The sequence below is a fragment of the Variovorax sp. Root434 genome (assembly GCF_001426595.1).
Classification (GTDB): Bacteria; Pseudomonadota; Gammaproteobacteria; order Burkholderiales; family Burkholderiaceae_C; genus Variovorax.
The window spans coordinates 156,836-183,171 of the sequence record NZ_LMEK01000028.1 but is presented as its reverse complement, the minus strand read 5'-3'; the positions used below and the strand labels follow the sequence as shown (position 1 = coordinate 183,171).

16 protein-coding genes are annotated in these 26,336 nt (G+C 68.9%); 11 read left to right on the top strand and 5 right to left on the bottom strand.

Annotated elements, in window-relative coordinates:
• The first annotated feature begins 212 nt into the window (after positions 1-212).
• The 7 genes from glgB to ASD05_RS28315 are packed head-to-tail and all read left to right on the top strand — an operon-like array spanning position 213 to position 17,425.
• Entirely contained in the window at positions 213-2,105 is a 1,893-nt protein-coding gene (glgB, locus tag ASD05_RS28345) for a 1,4-alpha-glucan branching protein GlgB (RefSeq protein WP_056599939.1), read from the top strand.
• The gene (locus tag ASD05_RS28340) at positions 2,102-4,144 is read left to right on the top strand and encodes an alpha-1,4-glucan--maltose-1-phosphate maltosyltransferase (RefSeq protein ID WP_056599845.1); all 2,043 of its coding nucleotides are present in this window, start codon (positions 2,102-2,104) and stop codon (positions 4,142-4,144) included. Before glgB ends, ASD05_RS28340 begins: the two co-directional genes overlap by 4 nt.
• Positions 4,145-4,159: 15 nt before the next feature.
• Complete coding sequence (gene treS, locus ASD05_RS28335) at positions 4,160-7,462, top strand: maltose alpha-D-glucosyltransferase (RefSeq protein ID WP_056599842.1); 3,303 nt, start codon at positions 4,160-4,162, stop codon at positions 7,460-7,462.
• A 34-nt stretch (positions 7,463-7,496) separates the two neighbouring features.
• The gene (locus ASD05_RS28330; protein WP_056599839.1) at positions 7,497-8,246 is read left to right on the top strand and encodes a mechanosensitive ion channel family protein; all 750 of its coding nucleotides are present in this window, start codon (positions 7,497-7,499) and stop codon (positions 8,244-8,246) included.
• Entirely contained in the window at positions 8,247-10,409 is a 2,163-nt protein-coding gene (gene glgX, locus ASD05_RS28325; protein ID WP_056599836.1) for a glycogen debranching protein GlgX, read from the top strand.
• 16 nt (positions 10,410-10,425) lie between these two features.
• Positions 10,426-12,288, top strand: a complete 1,863-nt coding sequence (gene treZ / locus ASD05_RS28320; RefSeq protein WP_056599832.1) for a malto-oligosyltrehalose trehalohydrolase — start codon at positions 10,426-10,428, stop codon at positions 12,286-12,288.
• Positions 12,278-17,425: a malto-oligosyltrehalose synthase gene (locus tag ASD05_RS28315; RefSeq protein WP_056599829.1), complete on the top strand. Its 5,148-nt coding sequence runs from the start codon at positions 12,278-12,280 to the stop codon at positions 17,423-17,425. Before treZ ends, ASD05_RS28315 begins: the two co-directional genes overlap by 11 nt.
• Positions 17,426-17,446: 21 nt before the next feature.
• On the opposite strand, the gene ASD05_RS28310 is transcribed toward ASD05_RS28315, so the two are convergent.
• A complete protein-coding gene (locus ASD05_RS28310; RefSeq protein ID WP_056599826.1) occupies positions 17,447-18,295 on the bottom strand; it encodes a nucleotidyltransferase in 849 nt (282 codons plus the stop codon).
• Between the two features lie 153 nt (positions 18,296-18,448).
• On the opposite strand from ASD05_RS28310, the gene ASD05_RS28305 reads away from it, so the two are divergent.
• Both ASD05_RS28305 and ASD05_RS28300 read left to right on the top strand, forming a co-directional pair.
• Positions 18,449-19,228 (top strand): metallophosphoesterase family protein, encoded by a 780-nt coding sequence (locus ASD05_RS28305; protein ID WP_056599821.1) that lies wholly within the window; start codon positions 18,449-18,451, stop codon positions 19,226-19,228.
• A gap of 83 nt (positions 19,229-19,311) precedes the next feature.
• Positions 19,312-21,225, top strand: coding sequence for a PAS domain S-box protein (locus ASD05_RS28300; RefSeq protein ID WP_056599818.1), 1,914 nt, complete (start codon positions 19,312-19,314; stop codon positions 21,223-21,225).
• Between the two features lie 25 nt (positions 21,226-21,250).
• Here the strand turns inward: ASD05_RS28300 and ASD05_RS28295 are convergent, their stop codons facing one another.
• From ASD05_RS28295 to ASD05_RS28285, 3 genes are read right to left on the bottom strand one after another with little or no spacing between them, the layout of a single operon-like run.
• The gene (locus tag ASD05_RS28295) at positions 21,251-23,485 is read right to left on the bottom strand and encodes a xanthine dehydrogenase family protein molybdopterin-binding subunit (protein WP_056599816.1); all 2,235 of its coding nucleotides are present in this window, start codon (positions 23,483-23,485) and stop codon (positions 21,251-21,253) included.
• A 12-nt stretch (positions 23,486-23,497) separates the two neighbouring features.
• Positions 23,498-24,481, bottom strand: coding sequence for an FAD binding domain-containing protein (locus ASD05_RS28290; RefSeq protein ID WP_056599813.1), 984 nt, complete (start codon positions 24,479-24,481; stop codon positions 23,498-23,500).
• Positions 24,478-25,053 (bottom strand): 2Fe-2S iron-sulfur cluster-binding protein, encoded by a 576-nt coding sequence (locus ASD05_RS28285; RefSeq protein ID WP_082572473.1) that lies wholly within the window; start codon positions 25,051-25,053, stop codon positions 24,478-24,480. The genes ASD05_RS28290 and ASD05_RS28285 overlap by 4 nt, the downstream gene beginning before the upstream one ends.
• Before the next feature lie 258 nt (positions 25,054-25,311).
• Here ASD05_RS28285 and ASD05_RS28280 point away from each other — a divergent pair, with 258 nt between their 5' ends.
• Complete coding sequence (locus tag ASD05_RS28280; RefSeq protein WP_056599811.1) at positions 25,312-25,602, top strand: hypothetical protein; 291 nt, start codon at positions 25,312-25,314, stop codon at positions 25,600-25,602.
• Positions 25,603-25,633: 31 nt separating this feature from the next.
• Here ASD05_RS28280 and ASD05_RS30570 read toward each other — a convergent pair whose 3' ends face one another.
• Positions 25,634-25,783 carry a hypothetical protein gene (locus ASD05_RS30570; protein ID WP_157610325.1) on the bottom strand — a complete coding sequence of 50 codons (150 nt, stop codon included), beginning with the start codon at positions 25,781-25,783 and terminating at the stop codon, positions 25,634-25,636.
• Positions 25,784-26,019: 236 nt separating this feature from the next.
• Between ASD05_RS30570 and ASD05_RS28275 the strand changes: the two genes are divergently transcribed.
• Entirely contained in the window at positions 26,020-26,322 is a 303-nt protein-coding gene (locus tag ASD05_RS28275; RefSeq protein ID WP_056599808.1) for a hypothetical protein, read from the top strand.
• Positions 26,323-26,336: the final 14 nt, after the last annotated feature.

The window sequence follows — 26,336 nt, the reverse complement described above, 5'->3', positions numbered from 1 at the left end:
CGCGGCGTCGCCGCGGGCAGCAGGCGTTATGCCAAATGTCCTCCACGCTGCGCGAAGCCGGAGCCCCGGCGAACAGGCAACTCTCCGACAAGACGAGGCGGCGCAGGCCGTACCTGCGCGGCCTCGGCTCGCTGCAGATTGGCGCCAAGCCCTGCGGGAACCGACGTCGTTCCTTGACCATCGTTCCGCCGGCTTCAATCCGAGGGTTGCCGGTGCCGTTGAATCATTCACTCCAGAACGAGCAAGACGTCCATCTTTTCCGCGAGGGGACCCACTCCCGCCTGTATGACGTGCTGGGTTGCCATCCCTCCAAAGAGGGCGGCGCCCATTTCGCCGTGTGGGCGCCGAATGCAGAGTCGGTGTCGGTGGTGGGAGATTGGAACTACTGGTCCGGCGATGCCGATCCGCTGAGGCCCAGCGCCGATGGCACCGGCATATGGCAAGGCCATGCACCCAATGCCGCCATCGGCCAGGCCTACAAATACCGCATTCGATCCCGCTATGGCGGCTACTCGGTGGACAAGGCCGACCCAGTTGCCTTCAGTGCCGAGCCGCCACCCGCGACCGCGTCGCGCATCTGCGAGCTTTCGTACGAATGGGCAGATGCGCAGTGGATGTCCACGCGCGGCTCGCGCAATGCGCTCGACGCCCCGATGTCGGTCTACGAGGTGCATCTTGGCTCATGGCGCCGCCGCGACGGGCGCTTCCTGGACTACCGGGAGCTCGCCCGCCAGCTCGCCGCCTATGTGAACAAGATGGGCTTCACGCACGTGGAGCTCATGCCCGTGACCGAGCATCCGTTCTACGGTTCGTGGGGCTACCAGACCACCGGCTACTTCGCGCCCACGGCGCGCTTCGGCTCGCCGCAGGACTTCATGTACCTCGTCGACCACCTCCACCAGCAGGGCATCGGCGTGCTGCTCGACTGGGTGCCTTCGCACTTCCCGACGGACGAGCACGGCCTTGCGTATTTCGACGGTACGCACCTCTACGAACATGCCGATCCGCGCCAGGGTTTCCATCCGGAATGGAATTCGAGCATCTTCAACTACGGCCGGGCCGAGGTGCGCAGCTTCCTGGTGTCGTCCGGCCTGTTCTGGCTCGACCTGTACCACGTCGATGGCCTGCGCGTGGATGCCGTCGCCTCGATGCTCTATCTCGACTACGCGCGCGGGCATGGCGAATGGATTCCCAACCGCCACGGCGGCCGGGAGAACCTGGAGGCGATCGATTTCATCCAGACGCTGAACCGGGCGGTCTATCGCGAGCACCCCGACGCCATCACGGTGGCGGAGGAATCGACCGCGTGGCCGCGCGTGTCGCGGCCCACCGACATGGACGGCCTCGGCTTCGGCGAGAAATGGAACATGGGCTGGATGCACGACGCGCTGGCGTACATGAAGGAAGAGCCGGTCCATCGAAAGTACCACCACCACAAGCTGACCTTTTCGCTCGTGTACGCCTTTCACGAGAACTTCGTGCTGCCGCTCTCGCATGACGAGGTGGTGCACGGCAAGGGGTCGCTGCTCAACAAGATGCCGGGCGACGAATGGCAGCAGTTCGCCAACCTGCGCGCGCTGTTCGGTTTCATGTGGGCGCATCCGGGCAAGAAGCTGCTCTTCATGGGCGGTGAATTCGGCCAGCGCCGTGAATGGACGCACGACGGCGAGCTCGAGTGGTGGGTGTGCGAGCTAGAGGGGCATGGCGGGCTGCAGCGCCTGGTGGCCCGGCTCAACCACGTCTACCGCGGCGCGCCCGCGCTCCATCAGCTGGACTTTTCGTCGCCGGGATTCGAGTGGATTGCTGCCGACGATGCCGACGCCAGCGTGTTCGCGTTCCTGCGCAAGGCGAGCGACGGCAGTCCGCCGCTGCTCGTCGTGAGCAACATGACCCCGGTGCCGCGCACCAACTACCTGCTGGGCGTGCCGCTCGGCGGCCATTGGCGCGAGGTCATCAACACCGACGCCACCGAATTCGGCGGCTCCGGCTGGGGCAATTTCGGGGGCGTCGAAGCGGCCCCCGTGCGTTCGCACGGCCGAAGGCAATCGGTGTGCCTGACGCTGCCGCCGTTGTCCACGCTGATCCTGGAGCACAGCGCCTCATGAAGAACATCTTTGCGACGCGTCCCGTACCCGCGGCGGCAGACATCGAGAAGGGCGCCGTCCGCGCCGTGATCGATGCCGTCCTGCCATGCGTGGACAACGGGCGGTTTCCCATCAAGTGCGTGGTCGGCGAGCGGGTCCGGGTTCGCGCGCATTGCTTCACCGATGGGCACGACGTGCTGCGGGTGCAGCTGTGCTGGCGCGCGCACGAGCAGGCCGACTTCCGCGAAGTACCGATGAAGCCGCTCGGCAACGACGTGTGGGAAGCCGCGTTCTCGCCGCCGTCCCTCGGTCGCTACGTCTACACCTGCGTCGCGTGGGTGGATTCCTTCGACTCGTGGCACCACGAACTCACGCGGCGCGTTGATCCCGCCGACGTACGCATCGCGGCCCAGATCGGTGCGCTCGAAATCGCCGCCGCCGCCGCGCGGGCGGAGGGTACCGACCGCATCGAGCTCCAGCGCTGGGCGACCGAGCTCGACGCCATGGCGGCCGACCCCGGCTGCGACATCGGTTCGCTCAAGGCCTTGGCGCTCGACGAGGAATATGCCGCGCTCGTGCGCCGCCATCCCGACAGGCGGCATGAGGTGCGCTACTCCATCGAGCTGCCGCTGGCCGTCGACAGGGAGCGCGCGCGCTTCAGCACCTGGTATGAGTTGTTCCCGCGCTCCACCAGCCCCCAGCCGGGCGTGCACGGCACCTTCAAGGATGTGGAAGCACGCCTGCCGGCCATCGCGGCGATGGGGTTCGACGTGCTGTACTTCCCGCCGATCCATCCGATCGGCCGCGTGCAGCGCAAGGGCCCCAACAACGCGCTCGCCAGCGGCCCCGAAGACGTGGGAAGCCCATGGGCCATCGGGGCGGTAGAAGGCGGGCACAAGTCGATCCTTCCGGCGCTCGGCACCCCCGAAGACTTCCGGCGGCTGCTTGCACGCGCCGCGGAACACGGCCTCGAGATCGCGCTCGACATCGCCTTCCAGTGCGCGCCCGACCATCCCTACGTGAAGGAGCATCCCGACTGGTTCCGCTGGCGTCCCGACGGCAGCGTGCAGTACGCCGAGAACCCGCCCAAGAAGTACCAGGACATCTATCCGTTCAACTTCGAGTGCAAGGAATGGCGCGAACTGTGGGCCGAGCTCAAGAGCGTGATCGACCACTGGATCGGGGAGGGCGTGCGCATCTTCCGGGTGGACAACCCGCACACCAAGGCCTTCCCGTTCTGGGAGTGGGCCATCGGCGAGGTGAAGCGCGAACACCCCGACACCATCTTCCTTGCCGAGGCCTTCACGCGGCCCAAGGTGATGCACCGGCTCGCGAAGCTGGGCTTCTCGCAGTCGTACACCTACTTCACCTGGCGCAACACCAAGCAGGAACTGCAGGAGTACTTCACCGAGCTTTCGAGCGCCCCCGGCATCGACTACTTCCGCCCGAATGCCTGGCCCAACACGCCCGACATCCTGCACGAGCAGCTGCAGACCGGCGAGCCCGCGGTGTTCATCGCCAGGCTCGTGCTGGCGGCCACCCTGGCGGCCAACTACGGCATCTACGGGCCGGCCTACGAGTTGCGCGAGCACCTGCCGCGCGGACCCGGCAGCGAGGAATACCTCGATTCCGAGAAGTACCAGCTGCGCCACTGGAACTACGACGATCCCGCGAGCCTCGCTCCCTTCATCGCGCGGGTGAACCGCATCCGCCGCGAGAACCCGGCGCTGCAGTGGGACCGGAGCCTGCGCTTCCTGCACATCGACAACGACCGGCTGCTGGCCTATGCCAAGGAATCGCCGGACGGCCTCAATGTGATCGTCACCGTCGTCAACCTCGATCCGCACGAGCCGCAGTCGGGCTGGCTCGGGCTGGAACCCGGCAGCGTCGGCGTTCCTTCCTCGCGGGCCTTCCAGATGCACGACCTGCTGAGCGGCCAGCGCTTCACCTGGCAGGGCGACTGGCACTACGTGAGGCTCGATCCGCGCAGCGTGCCCGCGCACATCTTCGTGGTCCGCCGGCGCCATGGCGACGAGCGCGACTTCGATTATTTCCTGTGAGGAGGTCGCCGGCCCATGAATGCACCCGTCTCGCACATCGCACTCGAAACCGTCGAGATCGACAACAGCGACGATCCGCTGTGGTACCGCGACGCCGTGATCTACCAGCTCAACGTCAAGGCCTTCTTCGACTCCAACAACGACGGCATGGGCGACTTCAAGGGCGTGACCGCCAAGCTCGACTACGTGAAGGAGCTGGGCGTCAACACCATCTGGCTGATGCCCTTCTACCCCTCGCCGCTGCGCGACGACGGCTACGACATCTCCGAGTACGAAGACGTGCACCCGCAGTACGGCACGCTCGACGACTTCCGCGAGATGCTGGCCGAGGCGCACAAGCGGGGCCTGCGCGTGATCACCGAGCTGGTCATCAACCACACCTCCAGCGAACACCCGTGGTTCAAGGCCGCGCGGCTCGCACCGCCCGGTTCGCCCGAGCGCAACTTCTACGTGTGGAGCGACACCGACCAGATCTACCAGGGCACGCGCATCATCTTCACCGACACCGAGACGTCGAACTGGACCTGGGATCCGGTGGCCAAGCAGTACTTCTGGCACCGCTTCTTCAGCCACCAGCCCGACCTGAACTTCGACAACCCGGCGGTGATGGAAGCCATCTTCAAGACGATGCGCTTCTGGCTCGACATAGGCGTGGACGGCTTCCGGCTCGACGCCATTCCCTACCTCGTGGAGCGCGACGGCACCAGCAACGAGAACCTGCCCGAGACGCACGCGGTGATCAAGCGGCTGCGCGCGGCCATCGATGCGCAGTACCGCAACCGCTTCCTGCTGGCCGAGGCCAACATGTGGCCCGAGGACGTGCGTGAGTACTTCGGCGACGGCGACGAGTGCCACATGGCCTACCACTTCCCGCTGATGCCGCGCATGTACATGGCCATCGCGCAGGAAGACCGGCACCCCATCGTCGAGATCATGGCGCAGACGCCCGACATCCCCGAGGGCTGCCAGTGGGCCATCTTCCTGCGCAACCACGACGAGCTGACGCTCGAGATGGTGACCAGCAAGGAGCGCGACTACATGTACACCATGTACGCCGCCGACATGCGCGCGCGCATCAACCTGGGCATCCGCCGCCGGCTCGCGCCGCTGATGGAGAACGACCCCGATCGCGTGAAGCTCATGAACGGCATGCTGCTGTCGATGCCGGGCTCGCCCATCATCTACTACGGCGACGAGATCGGCATGGGCGACAACGTGTTCGTGGGCGACCGCAACGGCGTGCGCACCCCGATGCAGTGGAGCCCCGACCGCAACGCGGGCTTCTCGCGTGCCGATCCGCAGCGCCTCTACCTGCAGCCGATCATGGACGCGATGTTCGGCTACGAGGCGCTCAACGTCGAGGCGCAGGCGCGCGACAGCAGCTCGCTGCTCAACTGGACCCGGCGCATGCTCGCCGTGCGCAAGACCAGCCACGCCTTCGGGCGCGGCAGGCGCCGCTTCCTGAAGCCCGGCAACCGCAAGATCCTGGCCTACCTGAGCGAGTACGACAGCGACGTGGTGCTGACGGTGTTCAACCTGTCGCGCGCGGCCCAGCCGGTGGAGCTCGACCTGTCGGAATTCAAGGGCTTCGTGCCCATCGAGATGCTGGGGCGCGCACCGTTTCCGCCCATCGGCGAGCTGCCGTACCTGCTGACGCTGGCTTCGTACGGCTTCTACTGGTTCAAGCTCACCGCCGAGGCCGATGCGCCGAGCTGGCACCAGGAAGGCGTGGCGCTGCAGGAGTGGCCCACGCTGGTGCTGTTCGACGGCTGGACCAGCTTCTTCCGCGACCGCGTGATGCCCTGGCGCATCAACATGGCCGAGCGCATGCGCAACCAGTTCGAGCTGGAGATCCTGCCGCGCCACATCGAGATCCAGCGCTGGTATGCCTCCAAGGGAACGGCCATGGGGCGCGCGCGGCTGGTGGACCATGCCGTGTGGGAGGTCGGTGGCCTGAGCTGGATGCTGCCGCTGCTGGATCTCGACGGACCGTCCGGCGGCGCCACCTACTTCATGCCGCTCGCGCTGGCGTGGGAAGAGCGCGACGAGGAGCGCATGGCCGGCGTGGCGCAGGCCGCGATCGCGAAGGTGCGGCAGCAGGCGCAGGTCGGGCTGATGGGCGACGCCTTCTACGACGAGGCCTTCTGCCGCGAGCTGGTGCGTGCCATCGGCAAGGGGACCGAGCTCGCGACGGCGAACGGCAGGCTGGTCTTCAAGCCGACCGCGGCCTTCGCGCAGGTCGGCGCCGACATCGACGCGCTGCCTGTGGGCCGCCCGAGCGGCGTGAGCAGCAACACCGCGGTCACGCTGGACGAGACCCTGTTCCTCAAGGGCTATCGGCACGTACGCGAAGGCATCAACCCCGAGCTGGAGATGGGCCGCTTCCTGACCGAGGTGGCGCGCTACCCGCACTGCGTGCCGGTGCTCGGCGCGCTCGAATACATGGCGAACGACGGCCGCACGATCACGCTCGCCATGGTGCAGAGCTACGTGTCCAACCAGGGCGACGGCTGGGACTACACGCTCGGCTACCTCGAGCGCTTCCTGCGCGACGTGGCCACCACCGACGGCAGCGCGCCCACCGTGTCCGAGGTGCACGGCGGCTTCCTCGCGCTGATGGCCACGCTGGGCCGCCGGACGGCCGAGCTGCACCAGGCGCTCGCCGTGCGCACGGGCGCCGCCGCATTCGACCCCGAGCCGCTGGCGTCTGCCGACTTCACAGGGTTCAAGGCCCATGCCGCGAGCGACGCGGAGGCAACGCTCGCGCTGCTGCGCGAACGGCTCGACCTGCTGCCGCCCACGGTGCAGGCCGACGCACGCACGCTGCTCGCGGCAGCGAGCACGCTGCAGGCCGGCATCGAGGCGAGACGGCCGGTGGAAGGCTCCGGCATCAAGAGCCGCTACCACGGCGACTACCACCTCGGCCAGGTGCTGGTGAAGGACAACGACTTCGTCATCATCGATTTCGAGGGCGAGCCCGCGCGCAGCTTCGAGGAACGCCGCACCAAGAGCTCGCCGCTGCGCGACGTGGCCGGCATGCTGCGCTCGTTCAACTACGCGCGCTGGTCGGCGCTGCGCCGGGTGGCGCAGAACCCCGACGAAGCCGAGCGGCTGGCCGCCCCGGCCGTTGCGTGGGAGCAGGCGACCCGCGAAGCTTTCCTGGCGGGCTACGGCGGGGCGCTCGACGGCGAACTGCTCGCGCTGTTCGAACTCGAGAAAGCCCTCTACGAGTTGCGCTACGAACTCGACAACCGTGTCGATTGGGCGCAGGTGCCGCTGAATGGCGTGCTCGCGCTCCTCCAACCGTCCCGCGCCTGACGTTGTCGACGCAACCCCCAAGGGAGCTCACACCATGGAAAACTTCGGCATTCACCTGGAGCCGCTGCGCGCCATCCTCTACCAGGTCGGCGCCTTCGTGCCGCGCCTGCTGATCGCGGTGGTCGTGGTCATCGCCGGCTGGCTGGTCGCCAAGGCGGTGCGCTTCGCGGTGACCAAGGCGCTGCGCGCCGTCAACTTCAACGTGCTGACCGAGCGCGCGGGGCTCGACAACTTCCTGCGCCAGGGCGGGCTCGCGGGGGACACCAGCAGCCTGTTCGGCATCCTCGCCTACTGGCTGGTGATCTTCGCCTCGCTGCTCATCGCCTTCAACGGCATGGGGCTGAGCTACATCGCCGACCTGCTCGGGCGCATCGTCTGGTTCGTGCCGAACGTGTTCGTGGCGCTGCTGGTGCTGGCTTTCGGCTCCTATTTCGCGCGCTTCGTGGGCGATGCGGTGTCGAGTTACTTCCGCGGCATCCAGATGCAGGACGCGGCCCTCTTCGGCAAGGTGGCGCAGTACGCGGTGATGGCGTTCGTGATCCTGATCGCGCTCGACCAGATCAAGGTCGGCGGCGACATCGTGCGCGAGAGCTTCCTCGTGATCCTCGCCGGCGTGGTCTTTGCGCTCGCCCTGGCCTTCGGGCTGGCGGGCAAGGACTGGGCCAAGGCGCAGATCGAACACTGGTGGCCGCGGCAGATCAGGGGCGGCAAGCCGCCGCCGCCGAACGTGACCACCGTCGACAGTTCCACTCCGCGTCCCGGCAACGATCGCCTGCCGCACTGAATGACACGAAAACCCAATCCGTCGATCACGGCCGTCTGGCCCGGCCGACCGTATCCGCGCGGCGCCACCTGGGACGGAGCGGGCGTCAATTTCGCCCTGTTCTCGCAGCATTCGAGCGGCGTCGAGCTGTGCCTGTTCGACGAGCGCGGGCGCCATGAGCTGCAGCGCATCCCGATGCGCGAACGCACCGACGGCGTATGGCATTGCTACCTGCCCGAGGCGCGCCCCGGCCAGGCCTACGGCTACCGCGTGCACGGCCCCTACAAGCCGGAGGAGGGACATCGCTTCAACGCCAACAAGCTGCTGGTCGACCCGTATGCGAAGGACCTGGCTGGCGAGCTGCGATGGGGCGACGCGCTCTACGGCTACACCGTGGGCAGCAAGCGCGAGGACCTTTCCTTTGACCGCCGCGACAGCGCGCCGCTGATGCCCAAGGGCCGAGTGCTCGAGACCGCCTTCACCTGGGGAGACGACCGCCGCCCCCTCGTGCCGTGGCAGGACATGGTGATCTACGAGATGCACGTGCGCGGCTTCACCATGACGCACCCCGACGTGCCGCCCGCGCTGCGCGGCACCTACGCCGGCCTGGGCTGTGCGCCGGTGGTCGACTACCTCAAGCGCCTGGGCGTGACCACGGTGGAGCTGCTGCCGGTGCACAGCTTCCTCAACGACCGGCACCTTGCCGAGCGCGGCCTGCAGAACTACTGGGGCTACAACACGCTGGCCTTCTTCGCGCCCGAGACGCGCTACAGCGCCTCGGGCAAGGTGAAGGAGTTCAAGACCATGGTGAAGACGCTGCATTCGGCAGGCATCGAGGTGATCCTCGACGTGGTCTACAACCACACCTGCGAGGGCAACCAGCTCGGGCCCACACTGTCGATGCGCGGCGTGGACAACGCCTCCTACTACATCGCCAACGCCGACAACCGACGCTACTACGACGACTTCACCGGCTGCGGCAACACCGTGAACCTGGAGCATCCGCACGCGCTGCAGCTGGTGATGGACTCGCTGCGCTACTGGGCCGAGGAGATGCACGTCGACGGCTTCCGCTTCGACCTGGCCTCGGCGCTGGCGCGCGAGTCGGGCAAGGTCGAGAACCTCGGCGGCTTCTTCGACGCCATCCGCCAGGACCCGACGCTCAACCGCGTGAAGCTCATCGCCGAGCCCTGGGACCTGGGCCACGGCGGCTACCAGGTGGGCAACTTCCCGCTCGGCTGGGCCGAATGGAACGACCAGTACCGCGACGGCATGCGCGGCTTCTGGAAGGGCGACGGCGGGCTGCTCGGCGAGATGGCCAGGCGCGTCACCGGCTCCGAGGACCTGTACGGCTGGTCCGGCAAGAAGCCCACTGCCAGCATCAACTTCGTGACCGCGCACGACGGCTTCACGCTGCATGACCTCGTCTCGTACAACGACAAGCACAACGAGCCCAACGGCGAGGACAACCGCGACGGCAACAGCCACAACGTCTCGTGGAACTGCGGTGTCGAGGGCCCCACCGACGACCCCGAAGTGCTCACGCTGCGCGAGCGGCAGAAGCGCAACCTGCTGGCCACGTTGCTGCTCTCGCAGGGTGTGCCGATGCTGCTGGCGGGCGACGAGCGCGGCCACACGCAGCAGGGCAACAACAATGTCTACTGCCAGGACAACGAGGTCGGCTGGCTCGACTGGACGCCCTCGCCGGAGAGTTCGGCGCTCACGAGCTTCGTCGAACGCATGATCTCGCTGCGGCGCGCGCATCCATCGTTCCGGCGCCGTTCGTTCTTCGCAGGCCAGCCGGCGGAAGGCGAGAGCGTGACCGACGTGCACTGGCTCAAGCCCGACGGCACGGAGATGCAGCCCGAGAACTGGAACGACGCGAACGCGCGCTGCATCGCGATGTACATCCCCGGCGGCGGCATCGTCGACCGCGGGCCGCGCGGCGAGGCGCAGCACGACGACGATTTCCTGGTGCTGTTCAACGCCCACCACGACGAGATTCCCTTCACGCTGCCGGCGACCCCGCATGGGGCCTGGCGGCTGCTGGTCGACACCGCCGGCAGCGCGCCGCCGCTCGCCACCGTGGACGCCGCCACGCCGGCCCCGGCGTGGACGCAGCCGGCCTATCCCCTGCAATGCCGCTCGCTCGCGGTGTTGAACCGGCCCGGCATGAGGCCATGAACCCCGGAGGCACCCCATGAGCACTCGTTCGCACCACATGCCGTTCGGCGCCACCGTGCAGGCGGGGGGTGGCGGGGTGGAGTTCGCCCTCTGGGCGCCTTCGGAGCCGTCCGTCGTGCTCGAACACCGCGCCGCCGGGGGCGAGGCGGTCTCCAGGCCGATGGAGCGCGACCACCGCGGCTGGCATCGGCTGCTGGTGCCGCAGGCAGGGCACGGCGACCGCTACAGCTACCTGCTGGCCAACGGCTCGCGCGTGCCCGATCCGGCCTCGCGATTCAATCCCGACGACGTGCACGGCCCGAGCGCCGTGATGGACCCGCACCGCTTCGGGTGGACCGACGACGCCTGGCGCGGCCGCCCGTGGGAGGAGGCGGTGGTCTACGAACTGCACGTCGGCGCCTTCACGCAGGAGGGCACCTTCGATGCGGCGCGGGAGCGGCTCGGCGAGCTCGCCGAGCTCGGCATTACCGCCATCGAGCTCATGCCGCTGGCCGACTTTCCGGGCCGGCGCAACTGGGGGTACGACGGCGTGCTGCCGTTCGCGCCGGACGCCGCCTACGGCACGCCGGACGATCTCAAGGCGCTGGTCGACGCTGCGCATTCGCTCGGGCTGATGGTGCTGCTGGACGTGGTCTACAACCACTTCGGCCCGGAGGGCAACCACCTGCATGCCTACTGTCCCGAGTTCTTCAACCCCGGGCACCGGACGCCGTGGGGCGCCGCGATCAATTTCGACGGACCGGGCTCGCGCACCGTGCGCGACTTCTTCCTGCACAACGCGCTCTACTGGATCGAGGAGTTCCGCTTCGACGGCCTGCGCATGGACGCCGTCCACGCGATCCACGACGAGACGCGGCCGCACATCGTGCGCGAGATCCGCGAGGCGCTGGACGCCGGCCCCGCCCGCGAGCGCCACGTCCACCTGGTGTTGGAGAACGATGCCAACCAGGCCTCGATGCTCGTACGCGACGACCACGGCCTGCCGGTTGCGGCAACGGCGCAGTGGAACGACGACCTGCACCACGCGGTGCACGTGCTGGCCACCGGCGAGCGCGACGGCTACTACGCGGACTATGCCGACGACCCGGTATGCCGTTTCGCGCAGGCGCTGGCCGAGGGCTTCATCTACCAGGGGCAGCCCTCGTCCTTCCGCCAGGGCGAGCGGCGTGGCGAGCCGAGCACGCAACTGCCGCCGCAGGCGTTCGTGTCGTTTCTCCAGACTCACGACCAGGTCGGCAACCGCGCATTCGGCGAACGCATCCACGCGCTCGGCGATCCGGTACTGCCGCGCGCGGCGATGGCCTGCCTGCTGCTGTGCCCGCATGTGCCGATGCTCTTCATGGGCGACGAGTTCGCCGCCTCCACGCCGTTCCAATATTTCTGCGACTTCGGCCCCGAGCTGGCGGCGGCGGTGTCCGATGGGCGGCGTTCGGAGTTCGGCGGTTTCGCGGCGTTTGCCGACGAGGCAGCCCGCGCGCGCATTCCGGACCCCAACGCCGAATCGACCTTTCTCGCGTCGAAGCTGCACTGGCGCGAGCGCGGCGCGCGCGCGCATTTCGCGAGGCTCAGCGAGGTGACGCAGCTGCTGCGCCTGCGCCAGCGCTTCGTGGTGCCGCGGCTCGCCGGTACCTCGGGCGCGGGCAGCTACCGCTGCGAGAACGGCCTGCTCCAGGTGCAGTGGAGCCTGGGGCCCTTGCAACAAGGCCGGCCGGGGGCACGGTTGTACCTGCTCGCGCATTTCGGTTCGCAGCCGGCCGATGGCGTCGAGCCGTCGCCGGGCGCCGTGGTCTATAGCGACGGCGTGGCCGATCGCCAGGGCAGCCTGCGCTGCGCGCGCGGCGCGGTGCATGTGACGCTGGAGGATCTGCATGGCGCATGAGCCGCACCACCACGGCATCACTGGCGAACTCGGGCGGCTGTGCGAGCACTTCGGCATCGACACCGGCTATTTCGACGCATTCGGCGTGCGTCGCGAGGTTTCCGCGCAGAGCCTGATTGCTCTGCTCGCAGAGTTCGGCGTGCACATCGGCGATGCGGACGATACGGCCGATACGGCCCACGCCCTCGAGGCGGCACACCGCGCGCGCAGCTCCGAGGTGCTGCCGCCGGCCGTGGCCGTGCAGGCGTCGAGCCGCGAGTGGCAGGTGCCGCTGCGGCTGCCGGTTTCGACGGGCCGGCTTCGATGGGAACTCATCGACGAACAAGGCCGTACGCGGCAGGGCGAAGCGGATGCCGGGGCGCTGCCCGAAACCGGCCGCATCGAAAGCGGCGGGCATGTGTGCGAGCGCGTCCTGCACCTCCCGTCGAGCCTCGAAGCGGGCTACTGCCGGCTGCGCATCGAAGGCGAAGGCCTGCGTGGCGAGACGCTGGTGCTGGTCTCGCCGGGCCGTTGCTACCGGCCTCCCGCGGTGCGCGACGGCGGCCGCGTGTGGGGCGTGTCGGTGCAGCTCTACAGCCTGCGCTCGCCGCGCAACTGGGGCATCGGCGACTTCAGCGATCTTGAAGAACTGGCCGTGCAGATGGCGGCGCAGGGCGCCGACATCATCGGCCTCAACCCGCTGCACGCCTTGTTCGCCAGCACCCCGCAACACGTGAGCCCCTACAGCCCTTCGTCCCGCCTGCAGCTCAACGCGCTCTACATCGACGTGGAGGCAGTGCCGGACTTCGCAGATTGCGCGCCGGCCCGCGAGCGGGTGCATTCGCCCGATTTCCAGTCGCGCCTTGCCGCCTTGCGCGCGGCGCCCCTGGTGGACTACCCGGGCGTGGCCGCCGCGAAGTTCGAAGTGCTCGCCTTGCTGTTCAGCCATTTCTGCGAGCGCCATCTGCCGTCCGAAGGGCCGCCCGACGAAACGGGCCAGGCGTTCATGGCCTTCGTCGCGGAGCGTGGCGAGGCGCTGCGCCGGCACGCGCTTTTCGAAGCGTTGCAGGCCCACTTCCTCTCGCACGAAGGAGGCGCGTGGGACTGGCACGCGTGGCCGACTGCCTACCAGGACCCGGATTCCGCCGAGGTGAGTGCATTCGCGGTGGTGTATGCGCAGCGCGTGCAGTTCCACCAGTACCTCCAGTGGCTGGCCGCCAGCCAGCTGGCCGCGGCCGCCGCTCGCTGCAGCGCGCTCGGCATGGGCGTTGGCCTGTACGTGGACCTGGCGGTGTCGGTCGACCGCGCCGGTTCCGACGCCTGGGCCCTGCAGCAGGGCCTTGCCGGAGGTGCCAGCATCGGTGCACCGCCTGACGAGTTCAATCCTGCCGGACAGGGCTGGGGCCTGCCGCCATTGCGCCCCGACCGTTTGCGTGCGGAGGGCTATCGCTACTTCATCGACACGCTGCGTGCCGGCATGCGCGGCGCGGGTGCATTGCGCATCGACCACGTGATGGGCCTGATGCGCCTGTTCTGGATTCCGCCCGGGCGCGATGCGAAAGAGGGCGCCTACGTCCACTACGCGCTGGACGAGATGCTGGCCGTGGTGGCGATAGAGAGTCACCGGCATCGCTGCATGGTGGTGGGCGAAGACCTGGGCACGGTCGACGACGCTTTGCGCGACGCGCTCTCGCGAGCCGACGTGTTGTCCTATCGCCTGCTCTATTTCGAGAAGGAGCCGCAGGGCGGCGGATTCAAGCCGCCCGCCGCCTATCCGCCGGCCGCACTGGCCGCGGTCAGCACGCACGACCTCGCGACCTTCGCGGGCTGGTGGACGGCGCAAGACCTTAGTGAACGCCTCGCGCTCGGCCTGTTCCCCGATCCGGCGATCTTCGACAAGCAGCTGACCGACCGGGCGCACGAGCGCATGCAGCTGATGCACGCGATGCTGCGGGCCGGCCTGCTGTCGCGCGAAGACATGGCGCAGGCCGCCGGCCTTGCGATGCCGACCGGCCGCATAGTGGAAGCGGCGCATGCGTTCCTGGCGGCCTCGCCGTCGGCGCTGATGCTGGTCCAGCTCGAAGACGTGGCGGAGGTGGTCGCCCAGGCCAACATGCCGGGCACGGTCGATACGCATCCGAACTGGCGGCGCAAGCTGCCCGTCTCGAGCACGGCGCTGGCCGGCGGCGAACGCATGCGCGGCCTCGGCCGGTTGCTGCGTGCTCAGAGGCCGCGCCTTGTCGAACCCGCGGCATCGCCGGGCCTGCAGACCCGCGTGCCGCGCGCCACCTACCGGCTTCAGCTCCACAAGGACTTCGGCTTCGACGAGGCGATCCGCGTGCTGCCGTATCTCGCAAGGCTCGGCGTGAGCCACGTGTACTGCTCGCCGATCCAGCGGGCGCGCGCCGGCAGTATGCATGGCTACGACGTGGTGGCGCACGCGGAGATCAACCCCGAGCTGGGTGGCGCCGAAGGCTTCGCGCGCTTCGTCGCCGCGCTGAAGGCCAACGGCCTCGGCCAGCTGCTGGACATGGTGCCCAACCACATGGGCGTGTTCGGCGCCGACAACGCATGGTGGATGGACGTGCTGGAAAACGGCCCCGCCTCGCTGTTCGCGCAACATTTCGACATCGACTGGCAACCGCTCAACGTGGAGCTTGCCGGCAGGGTGCTGCTGCCCGTGCTCGGTGGGCACTATGGCGAGGTGCTGGAAAACGGCGAACTGATTCTTCGCTTCGAGGATGCGGCCGGCAGCCTCGCGATCCGCTACTTCGATCACCGCTTTCCGCTCGCACCGGAGAGCTATCCGGCGGTGCTGCACCGGGCGCTCGCGCGGCTCGGCGACGCGACCGCATCCGGGCATCTCGCAAGCCTTGCCACCGCGTTCGGCCACCTGCCCGGACGCAACGCGGCGTCGCCGGAAGAACGCGCGGAGCGCGTGCGCGACAAGGAGTTGCTCAAGGCCCGGCTTGCGCTGCTCGTGCGGCGGCGCCCCGCGGTGGCGCAGGCGATCCAGGCGTCGGTGGCGGAGCTGAACCTCGCCGTGCCGGAAGCGCGCGATGCACTGCACCGGCTGATCGACGCGCAGGCCTACCGGCTCGCGCACTGGCGGATGGCAGCCGACGAGATCAACTACCGGCGCTTCTTCGACATCAACGACCTGGCCGCCATCCGCATCGAGCGCGACGAGGTGTTCGAGGCCACGCAGTCGTTCGTGCTCGAGCTGGCTGCGGCCGGGGCGGTGGACGGCCTGCGCATCGACCACCCCGACGGGCTTTACGACCCCGCCGGCTACTTCCGCAAGCTGCAGGAGGGCTATGCGCGCCGTGCCGGCCTCGTGCTGCCGGCCGCCGATGCGCAAGGACGGCCGGCGCGGCCGCTGTACGTGGTGGCCGAGAAGATCGCGGGTGCGAACGAGGAAGTGCCCGAGACTTGGCACGTGCACGGGACCACGGGCTATCGCTTCGCCAACGTTGCCAACGGCGTGCTGGTCGACACGGCAGCCGAGTCGGATGTTCTCCACGCCTGGCAGCGCTTCACCGGCGACACGCAGGACTTTGCCGCGGTGGCGCGGTCGGGCCGGCGGGAGGTGATGCGCAACGCGCTCGCGTCGGAGCTCAACGTGCTGGCCACCGAGCTGCTGCGCATCGCCCGCGCCGACCGCAGCACGCGCGACTACACGCTCAACGCGCTGCGCCGGGCCCTCGCGGGCGTGGCTTCGTGCATGCCGGTGTATCGCACCTACATCGTCGATGGCCTCTCGGCACAGGACGAGCGGGTCATCGACGAGGCCGTCGACGCGGCCGCCCGCAGCAGCGGCGATGCCGACCGCTCGATCTTCCTCTTCGTGCGCAGCGCACTGCGGGGAGAGGCCGTTCATGCCGCGCCGGCACTGGGCGAACGGGCGCGCCACTTCGCGCGGCGCTTCCAGCAGTTCAGCGCGCCGGTGGCGGCCAAGGGCGTGGAAGACACCGCGTTCTACCGCTACTTTCCGCTCTGCTCGCTCAACGAAGTGGGCGGCGAGCCCGACTGCTTCGGCATCGAGGTCGAGGAATTCCACGCGCTCAGCGCCGACCGCGCGCTGCGCTGGCCGCACACGATGCTGGCCACCTCGACGCACGACAACAAGCGCTCGGAGGACGTGCGCAACCGGATCGACGTGCTGTCCGAGATGCCCGATGAATGGATGCACGCGCTGGCGCGATGGCACGCCCAGTGCCGCGGCGCGCACAGGAAGCTGCCCGGCGGCGAGGCTCCCTCGCGCGCGGACGAATACCTGCTCTACCAGACGCTGCTCGGCACCCTGCCGGTGGGCGGGCTGGCCGCAGATGCGGTTGCGGGCTACAGCAACCGCATCTGGCACTACATGCAGAAGGCCGCGCGCGAATCGAAGCTGCGCACGCGATGGTCCCAGCCCGATGCCGACTACGAGGCGGTGCTCGAGACCTTCGTGCGCGAGATCCTGGGCGACCCGAGCGAAGGCGCCTGCCTGTCCGACATCCAGCGCATGGCGGACAGGCTGGCGTGGTTCGGCGCGTGGAACAGCCTGACCCTGACCTTGCTCAAGTACGGCTCCCCCGGCGTGCCCGATCTCTACCAGGGCAGCGAACTCATCGAGCTGAGCCTCGTCGATCCGGACAACCGGCGCCCGGTCGACTATGCGCTGCGCCAGCAGCGCCTCGACGAGCTGCATGCCGCGGCCGAGGGCGATGCTCTTGCCGAGCGGGTCGGCGCGCTGGCGGCGGCCCCGCACGACGGCCGCGCGAAGCTCTGGTTCATCTGGCGGCTGCTGTCGCTGCGGCGGCAGCAGCCGCTGCTGTTCCAGCAGGGCAGCTATGAACCGCTGGAGGTCGAGGGGCCGTTGTCGAGGCACGTCGTGGCCTTCGGGCGGCTGCATGGCGACCGCATGCTCGTGATCGTGGCGAGTCGGCTGTTCGTGGGGCTTCCGCATCGGGAAGCGATGGGCCATGCCCCGGCCCTGCCCGATGCGGCGAGGTGGCGCGGCACGGCGGTGCGGCTTCCCGCAGGCCACGACGGGGGCGTGCTGAAGAACGTGCTGACCGGCGAGCCCGTGGCGGCCGCTGGCGGCACCGTGAGCCTCGACGTGGCTTTCCGCCGCATGCCGTGGGCGGCGCTGGTGGCTGCTCGCACCGCCTGAACCCTGACGCAACTGCTCAGGCTACGGCTCGCCCGCGGTGCAATGCGGCTTCCTGGCGTGGATGTCCGCGGTCCACAACGCCACGTCCTCGGCCGTCATGCTGCTCGCGCCGGTGAGGCGTCCGTCCACGTAGCCCAGCCGCTCCACGTCGTGGAGGTATTGCTCGCGCGACAGCAGGGTGCCGGCGCACACGTTCTCGTGCGTGGCCGGCGCCTCGTGCATTTCATCGGCCAGGCGCTCCATCAGCCGGGACATGACCCAGTCCGGAATGTGATGGCGCTGGCCGGGGTAGATGTAGCCGAACAGCGTGAGGTGGGCCAGCAGCACCCGCCAGTGCGGGCCGAAGCGCTCCAGCAGGCTGGCCCAGTCAAGCCGCTGCGCATTGGCCTCCAGCAGGTGGGCGATGTCGCCGCCGTCGTAGCGCTCGCGCTCCATGATGAAGGCCTTGGACAGCAGGCTGTCCTCCGCGTTGGCGATGAGCACCGGCACGCCCAGGATCTCGGCGCGGCAGTTGCCGCGGAACCAGCGCTTGTCCACCGGCGTCACGCCGTTGCCCGAATTGAAGATCAGGTCGATGAACTCGGGGCCGTCGTACACCTTGGCCAGCCAGTGCGGATGGGTCAGCTCGGTGCGCCAGCCGTGCCGCTGCATCAGTTGCGCGATGCGCTCGTAATCCTCGCGGTGGATGAACAGGTCGAGGTCCTTGGTCGAGCGGCGGATGCCCGTGTAGCACGCGTGCGAGAAGGTTCCGCCTACCAGGAAGGGAATGTCCGCACCGTTCAAGGCGCGCAAGGTCTGCCGATAGAAATCGGCCACGCGGGGGTCGACTTCTTCTTCCAGCGAAGGCGCGAGCGCGGTGAAGGGCGACATTCTTGCAAGGTAGGACTGGCCACAGGCGGCGGCCCGGAGCAAAGGGCCCCATCGAACGTCGGCAAGCGCCTACAGCCGCTACGGGATGGGGCCGATGACGGCGAACCGCGGCGGGGCCCATTCTGGCGCTCGCCCTCATCGAGCCGCGTCGCCATGCCCAATCCAAAATCGTCCTCCCACATCCGGTTTGCCGCCGTCGGCGACATCCATGTCCAGAAGGACTCCGCCGGCACGCTGCGCAGCCTCTTCGCCCAGGCCGCCGACGAGGCCGATGCGCTGCTGCTGTGCGGCGACCTCACCGACTACGGCACGGCCGAGGAGGCCCGGGTCCTGGTCGAGGAGCTGGGTGCGATCCACATCCCCATCGTCGCCGTGCTGGGCAACCACGACTACGAGTCCGGCACGCCCGAGGCGGTGACCGGTGCGCTGATGCATGCCGGCGTCCGCGTGCTCGATGGCTCGGCCTGCGAGATCGAGGGCGTGGGCATCGCCGGCGTGAAGGGCTTTGCCGGTGGCTTCGGGCGTGGCTCGCTGGGCGCCTGGGGCGAGCCGGCGATCAAGCTGTTCGTGCAGGAGGCGCTGAACGAGGCGATGAAGCTGGAGTCGGCGCTGGCCAAGCTGCGCACCCGGCGCCGCATCGCGCTGCTGCACTACGCGCCCATCGCCGGCACGGTGCAGGGCGAGCCGGTGGAGATATTTCCCTTCCTGGGCAGCAGCCGGCTGGAGGAGCCGCTGCTGCGCTACCCGATGGATGCGGTGTTCCACGGCCACGCGCACCGGGGCACGCTCGAGGCGCGCACCATCAACGGCGTGCCGGTCTACAACGTTGCCAAGCCCCTGCTGCAGCGCAGCCGGCCCGGCGTGCCGCCATTCTTCCTGTACGAATTGCCGCGCGAAGCGGCTGAAGAAGCCCCGGCTTCCGCTCCGGAGTAGGAATCTTCCCACGGGTTGTTCGAGTGCAATGGACCACACTTGCAAGACTCCACGAGCCGGGGCCAGACATGCCTGCTGAACCGATGAAAGACAGCGAACAGCCCAGGTTGTCCGTCGCCTCCCTGACCGATGCCGACTATCGCCAGATGGTCGGCGGCCTCATCGACCACGCCATCATCCTGCTGGACCCGGACGGCAACATCGTGAGCTGGAACGCCGGGGCGCGCCAGCTCAGCGGCTACGACGACGCCGACGTCCTGGGGCGCCATTTCTCCGTCCTGTATCCGCAGGAGACGCTCTCGCGCGGCTTGCCCGACGAGGAGCTGGCGCAGGCCGGCAAGCAGGGACGCTTCGTGGACGAGGGCTGGCGCCTGCGCAAGGATGGCACGCGCTTCTGGGCGAACATCGTCATCACCCGCCTGCCAGGCGCCAACGGCGCCACGCGCGGGTATTCCAAGATCATTCGCGATCACAGCGACCGGCGAAAGCACGAAGACGCGCTGCGCGCCAGCGAGGAACGATTCCGCCTGCTCGTCGAGGGCGTGAAAGACTACGCGATCTTCATGCTCGACCCCGGCGGCCACGTGATCAGCTGGAATCTCGGCGCGGAGAAGAACAAGGGCTACAAGGCACACGAGATCATCGGCCAGCACTTCTCGAAGTTCTATCCGCCCGATGTCGCCGCGCGCGGATGGCCCGCCGAGGAGCTGGCCAACGCGCTGCGCGAGGGCCGCTTCGAAGACGAAGGCTGGCGCGTGCGCAAGGACGGGACCCGCTTCTGGGCCAGCGTGGTGATCACGGCCATCTACGACGCCGCAGGGCAGCACAAGGGATTCGCCAAGGTCACCCGCGACCTCACCGAGCGCCGCCGGATCATCACGCTCGAGGACGAGGGAAGGCGCATGACCACCTTCCTTGCGATGCTGGGCCATGAGCTGCGCAACCCGCTCGCGCCCATCTCCAACGCGCTGGAGCTTCTCAAGCGCGAGGAGACGGGCTCGCTGGTGCTGAACAGGACGCGCGGCATCATCGATCGCCAGCTCAGGCAGATGACGCGGCTCATCGACGACCTGCTGGACGTGGGCCGGATCACGAGCGGGCGCATCCACCTGGAAGCCAAGCCGGTGCGGCTTCGCGAAGTGGTCGTCGAAGGGGTGGAGGCCATGCGCCCTGGCATGGCGCAGAAGTCGCAGCTCCTGGAGCTGCAGGTCGACGGGGCCGATCCCTGGGTCACGGGCGACAGGGCGCGGCTGATCCAGGTCATCGGCAATCTGGTTCACAACGCGTCCAAGTTCACTCCCGACGGCGGGCGCATCGCGATCCGCCTCGGCGCCAACGCCGCCGACGCCGCGGAAGCGGAGATCAGCGTCAAGGACAACGGCCCGGGGATTCCGCGCAAGGATCTCGAGAGGATCTTCGAGCTCTTCGTGCAGGGCGAAAACGAACTGGCGCGCACGCGCGGCGGGCTCGGGCTGGGCTTGAGCCTGGTGCAGCAGCTGACGCAGCTTCATGGCGGCTACGTCAGCGTGTTCAGCACCGGGCGCACGGGAGAGGGCAGCGAATTCGTGGTGCGCCTGCCGGTGGCGCCCACACCCGACATGCCGGTGCCGCCCGAACGCGGCGAGGGCGAAAAGCTGGTGCTGGTCGTGGACGACAACCGCGATGCGGCGGAAACCCTGGCACTGCTGCTGGAAGTGCTGGGCTACTCTTGCTCGGTGGAGCACGACGGCTTTGCCGCGATCGAGGCCGTCAAGGCGAAACGGCCCGACGTGGTGCTGCTGGACATCGGGCTGCCCGGAATGACCGGCCACGAGGTTGCCAAGCGCCTGCGCGCCGACCTGATCGATCCGCCCGCGCTGATCGCCATCACCGGCTACGGCCAGCCCAGCGACCGCGACACCAGCTTCGAAGCCGGCTTCTTCGCCCATCTGACGAAGCCGGTGGACATCGATCGGCTGGGCTCGATGCTCGACCAGATCTACGCCGCCAGGACCTGAACCGGTAGCCCGACGGCGCGCCCCTTCAGCCCCGGTGTGGTTGAAGGCCGATCACCTTGTCGAGCGTGAGCGGATAGTCGCGGATGCGCACCCCCGTCGCGTTGTAGACCGCATTCGCCACGGCGGCGCCGGCGCCGCAGATGCCCAGCTCGCCCACGCCCTTGATCTTCAGCGGGTTGGTCTTGTCGTCGAACTCGTCGAGGAACACCGCCTCGATGGCCGGGATGTCGGCATGCGAGGGCACGTGGTATTCGGCCAGGTCGTGGTTCACGAAGGCGCCGAAGCGCGGGTCGACCACCGCCGCCTCGAAGAGCGCCGAGCCCACGCCCCAGATCATGGCGCCCGTAGCCTGGCTGGTGGCGGTCTTCATGTTCAGGATGCGGCCGGCCGCGAACACGCCGAGCATGCGGCGCAGCCGGATCTCGCCGGTGTCCGCGTCGACCGCCACTTCGGCGAAATGCACGCCGTAGGCCTGCTGCGAGAACTTCTTCGCCATGTCTCCCTTCCCGATGCGCCCCTCGGCGCTCAGGCCGACGGTGCCGGCGAGCGCGCCCAAGGTTTCGGAGCGCGCGCCCGCCGTGGCGCGGCCGCCGGCAAATACCACCTCGCCGGGCTTCGCGCCGAGCCGCCGCGCGAGCTGCGCGCGCAGGGCCGTGCAGGCGTCGAACAGGGCCGAGCCCGCGCTGGCCGCGCCCCAGGAGCCGCCGGAGCCGGGCGTCTCGGGGAAGTCGCTGTCGCCGAGTTCGATGCGCACCTTCTCCATCGGCAGGCCGAGCATCTCCGCCGCGATCTGCGTGAGGACGGTGTAGCTGCCGGTGCCGATGTCGGTCATCGACATGCGCGCCGTGAGCACGCCCTGGCGGTCGAGCGCCACCGCGCACCTAGCGTCCATCAGGTAGTTGCTGCGGGTGGCCGCGGCCATGCCCAGGCCGATCTGCCAGCGGCCCTCGCGCACCGCGCCGGGGGTGGCGCTGCGGCGGTTCCAGCCGAACCGCTCGGCGCCTTCGTCCATGCAGCGCAGCAGCTGGCGGGTGGAGAAGGGAAGGTTCGTCTCCGGGTCCGTAGCCGGCTCGTTGCGACGGCGCAGCTCGATCGGGTCGAGCCCGAGCTTGCCGGCCAGTTCGTCCATGGCCTGTTCGAGCGCGAGCATGCCGACCGCCTCGCCGGGTGCGCGCGTGGAGTCGGAAACCGGCAGGTCGAGCCTCACCACGCGGTGCGTGGTGAGCCGGTTGGGCGCGGCGTAGAGCGAGCGCGTCTGGGTGCTGGCGGTTTCGTAGAAGTCGTCGAAGCGCGCGCTGTGCGAGAGCGAGTCGTGGCCGATGGCGGTGAGCCGTCCGTCGGGCGTGGCGCCCAAGCGCAGCCGCTGCACGGTCTGGCTGCGGTGCGTGGTGAAGTGGAACATCTGCTGGCGCGTCAGCGCCGTCTTCACGGGGCGCCGCAGCTGCCGCGCGGCCATGGCGCTGAGCATCACCTCGCCGTACACGGGCAGCTTGCCGCCGAAGCCGCCGCCGACGTAGCGGCTCACGATGCGCACCTTCGACGGCGGGATCTGCAGCGTGTTGGCCACGGCGTTTTGCGCGCTCTCCAGCAGCTGCGAGGCGCAGTGCACCGTCACGCGGTCGCCGGTCCACCATGCAAGGGCTGCGTGCGGCTCCATCTGCGCGTGGATGTGGTGCGGCGTGGTGTAGGTCGCATCGACCTGCACCGGCGCACCGGCGAAGGCGGCCTCGAAATCGCCGATGCGGCTGTCGGCCTGCGTCTCGTCGTCCCTGGGCTTTTCCGCCTTGCCCTGGGCGGCGGCCATGTCGTATTCGCCGGGCGCCGCTTCATAGCGGATGCGGATCAGCGCTGCGGCCGCGCGCGCGGCCTCGAAACTCTCGGCCACCACGTAGGCCACCGCTTCGCCGTAGTAGCGCACGGCGTTGCTCGCGAGCTGCGGCGTCGAGCGCGCGAAGCGGTCCTTGGCGTCGACCGGGCCCCAGGGCGCCTGCTTCGCCGCATTGCGGTGGGTCATGACCAGCAGCACGCCCGGCGCCTTCTCGGCGGCCGAAGCGTCGATGTCGGCCACCGTGCCCTTGGCGATGGTGGCGCCGACGATGAAGCCGCAGGCCGGCTTGCCCGGCGCCTCCTGCACCTCGTAGGCATAGGGCGCCTGGCCGGTCACCTTGAGGCGGCCGTCCACGCGGTCGACGGGCTTGCCGATCAGGCCGCCGCGGTTGTCGTCGATGGGATTGCGCGCCGAGGGTGCGTTCATGTCCATGATGCCGCTCCTTCAGGCCGCGCGCGCGGCTTCGTCGATCGTGGCCTGCAGGGTGCGGCGCAGCAGCGGCAGCTTGAAGTCGTTGTGGCCGCGCCCGCGTGCGCCGGCAAGCACGCCGTCCGCCGCGGCGTCGACAGCCGCTTCGTCGAGCGCCGTGTCGGTCAGCCGCGCCTCGGCCGCCTCCACGCGCCACGGCTTGTGCGCCAGCCCGCCGAAGGCCAGCCGCGCCGAGCGGATGCGCCCGCCGCCGGCATCGACGATGGCCGCCACCGACACCAGCGCGAAGGCGTAAGAGGCCCGGTCGCGCACCTTGCGATACACCTGCCGCCCTGGCACCGGCGGCGGCAGCGTGACGCCGGTGATCATCTCGCCGGGCTGCAGGTCGGTCTCCAGCTGCGGCGTGTCGCCGGGCAGGCGATGGAAATCGGCGATGGGAATCACGCGGTGCGCGCCGCTCGGCATCACCGTTTCCACCGTCGCGTCGAGTACCCGCATGGCCACTGCCATGTCCGACGGATGGGTGGCGATGCACTGGTCGCTGGCGCCGATCACCGCGTGCATGCGGTTGTAGCCCTGCAGCGCGGAGCAGCCCGAACCGGGCTGGCGCTTGTTGCAGGGGCGGGCGATGTCGTAGAAGTACACGCAGCGCGTGCGCTGCAGCAGGTTGCCGCCGGTGGTGGCCTTGTTGCGCAACTGGCCCGAGGCCCCGGCCAGCAGCGCGCGGCTGAGCACCGCGTAGTCTCGGCGCACGCGCGCGTCGGCGGCCAGTTCGGCATTGCGCACCATCGCGCCGATGCGCAGGCCGCCGTCGGCGGTGGGCTCGATGGCATCGAGGCCCAGCCGGTTGATGTCCACCAGGTGCACCGGCGTCTCCACCTGCAGCTTCATCAGGTCGAGCAGGTTGGTGCCGCCCGCGATCATCCGCGCCCCGGGGCGCGCCGCGGCCGAGGCCGCCGCCTGCGGCGTCGCGGCCCGCTCGTAGGTGAAGGCTTTCATCGGCGCGCCTCTGCTCCCGCCACATCCTTGATGGCGGCCACGATGTTGGGGTACGCGCTGCAGCGGCAGAGGTTGCCGCTCATGCGCTCGCGGATCTCCGCGTCGGTGAGCGTCACACTCGCATCCAGGTCGCGCGTGACGTGGCTGGGCATGCCCGCCTTGGCCTCGGCCAGCATGCCGGCGGCCGAGCAGATCTGCCCCGGCGTGCAGTAACCGCACTGGAAGCCGTCACGCTCGAGAAAGGCCTTCTGCAGCGGATGCAGCGTCTCGCCCTGCGCCATGCCTTCGATGGTGGTGACCGACTGCCCCTCGTGCATCACGGCCAGCGTGAGGCATGCGTTGATGCGCCGGCCTTCGATGAGCACCGTGCAGGCGCCGCACTGGCCGTGGTCGCAGCCCTTCTTGGTGCCCGTCATGCGCAGGTTTTCGCGCAGCGCGTCGAGCAGGGTGGTGCGCGTGTCGACCTCCAGCCGATGGGCTTGCCCGTTGACCTGGAGCTGCAGTTGCATGGGCTCGGGTGGCAGGCGTCCCACGCCGTCTCCCACGTCGTCCGTGCGATGTTCGAATTTCATGCGGGGTCTCCGATCGGATGAGGACCGGGACGAATCCTAGGAACGGCCCATGGCCGCGCGGCGGCGCCTGCGCGCTGTCGTCGTGTAGGCACGGGCCGACGAAAAGCGCGCTGCTCCACCGCCGGGCCCTCGTGCGAAAGTGCCCCCGGTTTCTTACAGCGGACAGCGCTGCCTCCTACGGGAGCGCGATGGGCGCGCACTAGATTGGTCTGGCATGCGGGTTCGAATGAACACCAAGGAAATCAACCAGGAGACGACATGAAGATGCTTCGGATTTCGACGCAGCGGCGCGCCCAGCTCTCGAGCGAGAACCTGCTCGCCCTCAATTCGCGGGACCAGGAGATCCTGCACGGCCTGAGCTTCGACGAGTCGCAGTTCCTCATCGACTGCGGCGAAGACCCGCTCGCCGATACGGCCGCGCGCGAACGGTGCGGCGATCTCATCCGCAGGCACGAACGCGCCCGCCTGCGCATCGCCACTGCCGACGATGAAGGCAGCGCGAGCGAGGCAGGCCCCGCCGCGCGCAGCCGGGGTTCGTTCATGCTGTGAGCTGCCGGCCCAGCCCGGCTCGTGGCGTTCACTAGTGCCGCTTGAAGTACTGGACTTCGCGCTCGTGCTGCCGGGCCTGCTCCTGCGAAGCGAAGGTGCCCAGGTTGCGGCGCTTGCCGGTCTTTGGATCGATCTTGCGGGAATACAGGCGGTATTCGCCCGAAGCGAGTTTCCGGATCATTGCGCACTCCTTTTTTCACTTGGCAGGACCAATCTGCGCCGCCGGCGCCGGCCGTCTGTCGGACGGGTTCACTTCGCTCTGAGGGAGCGCGAATTGCGGCGGTACGCGACAAGGGTTGCCGCTCCTACGCTCCTACATTCGCTGCCTGGCCGCTCCCACAGCGGACCTGCGCCGCAAGGTCGAAACCCGAACTCTCGAGGCCAGTTTCCGGTCTCCATTGCGCAAAGGAGCGAACCATGAAAACGAGGCACAAGCCCCAAGCCACGAAAAGCCGCGAGGCCGGCGCCCCTGTGCAGGACGCCATCGGCCCCCACGACGACAACCCGCCGTCGCGCGGCGCGGTGCAAAGCGGCGGCACCCCCGACACCGCACCGCTGAACTTCGACGACGACGAGATCTATTCGGGCCGCGACAAGGTGCGCAGCGGCGGCACCACGCACGCCAAGGGCGGCGACAGCGGCCTGCTCGGGCCGCCGGCCGAACAGCTGTCGCCGACCAATTCGCCCAGCGATCCGGCCTTGCGGCGAGGCCGTTCGTAGGCGGGAGGCCGATC

Excerpts from the sequence above, each read along its gene's own strand:
- ASD05_RS28340 (WP_056599845.1), top strand. The coding sequence starts at position 2,102 with ATGAAGAACATCTTTGCGACGCGTCCCGTACCCGCGGCGGCAGACATC.
- treS (WP_056599842.1), top strand. The coding sequence starts at position 4,160 with ATGAATGCACCCGTCTCGCACATCGCACTCGAAACCGTCGAGATCGAC.
- ASD05_RS28330 (WP_056599839.1), top strand. The coding sequence starts at position 7,497 with ATGGAAAACTTCGGCATTCACCTGGAGCCGCTGCGCGCCATCCTCTAC.
- glgX (WP_056599836.1), top strand. The coding sequence starts at position 8,247 with ATGACACGAAAACCCAATCCGTCGATCACGGCCGTCTGGCCCGGCCGA.
- treZ (WP_056599832.1), top strand. The coding sequence starts at position 10,426 with ATGAGCACTCGTTCGCACCACATGCCGTTCGGCGCCACCGTGCAGGCG.
- ASD05_RS28315 (WP_056599829.1), top strand. The coding sequence starts at position 12,278 with ATGGCGCATGAGCCGCACCACCACGGCATCACTGGCGAACTCGGGCGG.
- ASD05_RS28310 (WP_056599826.1), bottom strand. The coding sequence starts at position 18,295 with ATGTCGCCCTTCACCGCGCTCGCGCCTTCGCTGGAAGAAGAAGTCGAC.
- ASD05_RS28305 (WP_056599821.1), top strand. The coding sequence starts at position 18,449 with ATGCCCAATCCAAAATCGTCCTCCCACATCCGGTTTGCCGCCGTCGGC.
- ASD05_RS28300 (WP_056599818.1), top strand. The coding sequence starts at position 19,312 with ATGAAAGACAGCGAACAGCCCAGGTTGTCCGTCGCCTCCCTGACCGAT.
- ASD05_RS28295 (WP_056599816.1), bottom strand. The coding sequence starts at position 23,485 with ATGGACATGAACGCACCCTCGGCGCGCAATCCCATCGACGACAACCGC.
- ASD05_RS28290 (WP_056599813.1), bottom strand. The coding sequence starts at position 24,481 with ATGAAAGCCTTCACCTACGAGCGGGCCGCGACGCCGCAGGCGGCGGCC.
- ASD05_RS28285 (WP_082572473.1), bottom strand. The coding sequence starts at position 25,053 with ATGAAATTCGAACATCGCACGGACGACGTGGGAGACGGCGTGGGACGC.
- ASD05_RS28280 (WP_056599811.1), top strand. The coding sequence starts at position 25,312 with ATGAAGATGCTTCGGATTTCGACGCAGCGGCGCGCCCAGCTCTCGAGC.
- ASD05_RS30570 (WP_157610325.1), bottom strand. The coding sequence starts at position 25,783 with ATGATCCGGAAACTCGCTTCGGGCGAATACCGCCTGTATTCCCGCAAG.
- ASD05_RS28275 (WP_056599808.1), top strand. The coding sequence starts at position 26,020 with ATGAAAACGAGGCACAAGCCCCAAGCCACGAAAAGCCGCGAGGCCGGC.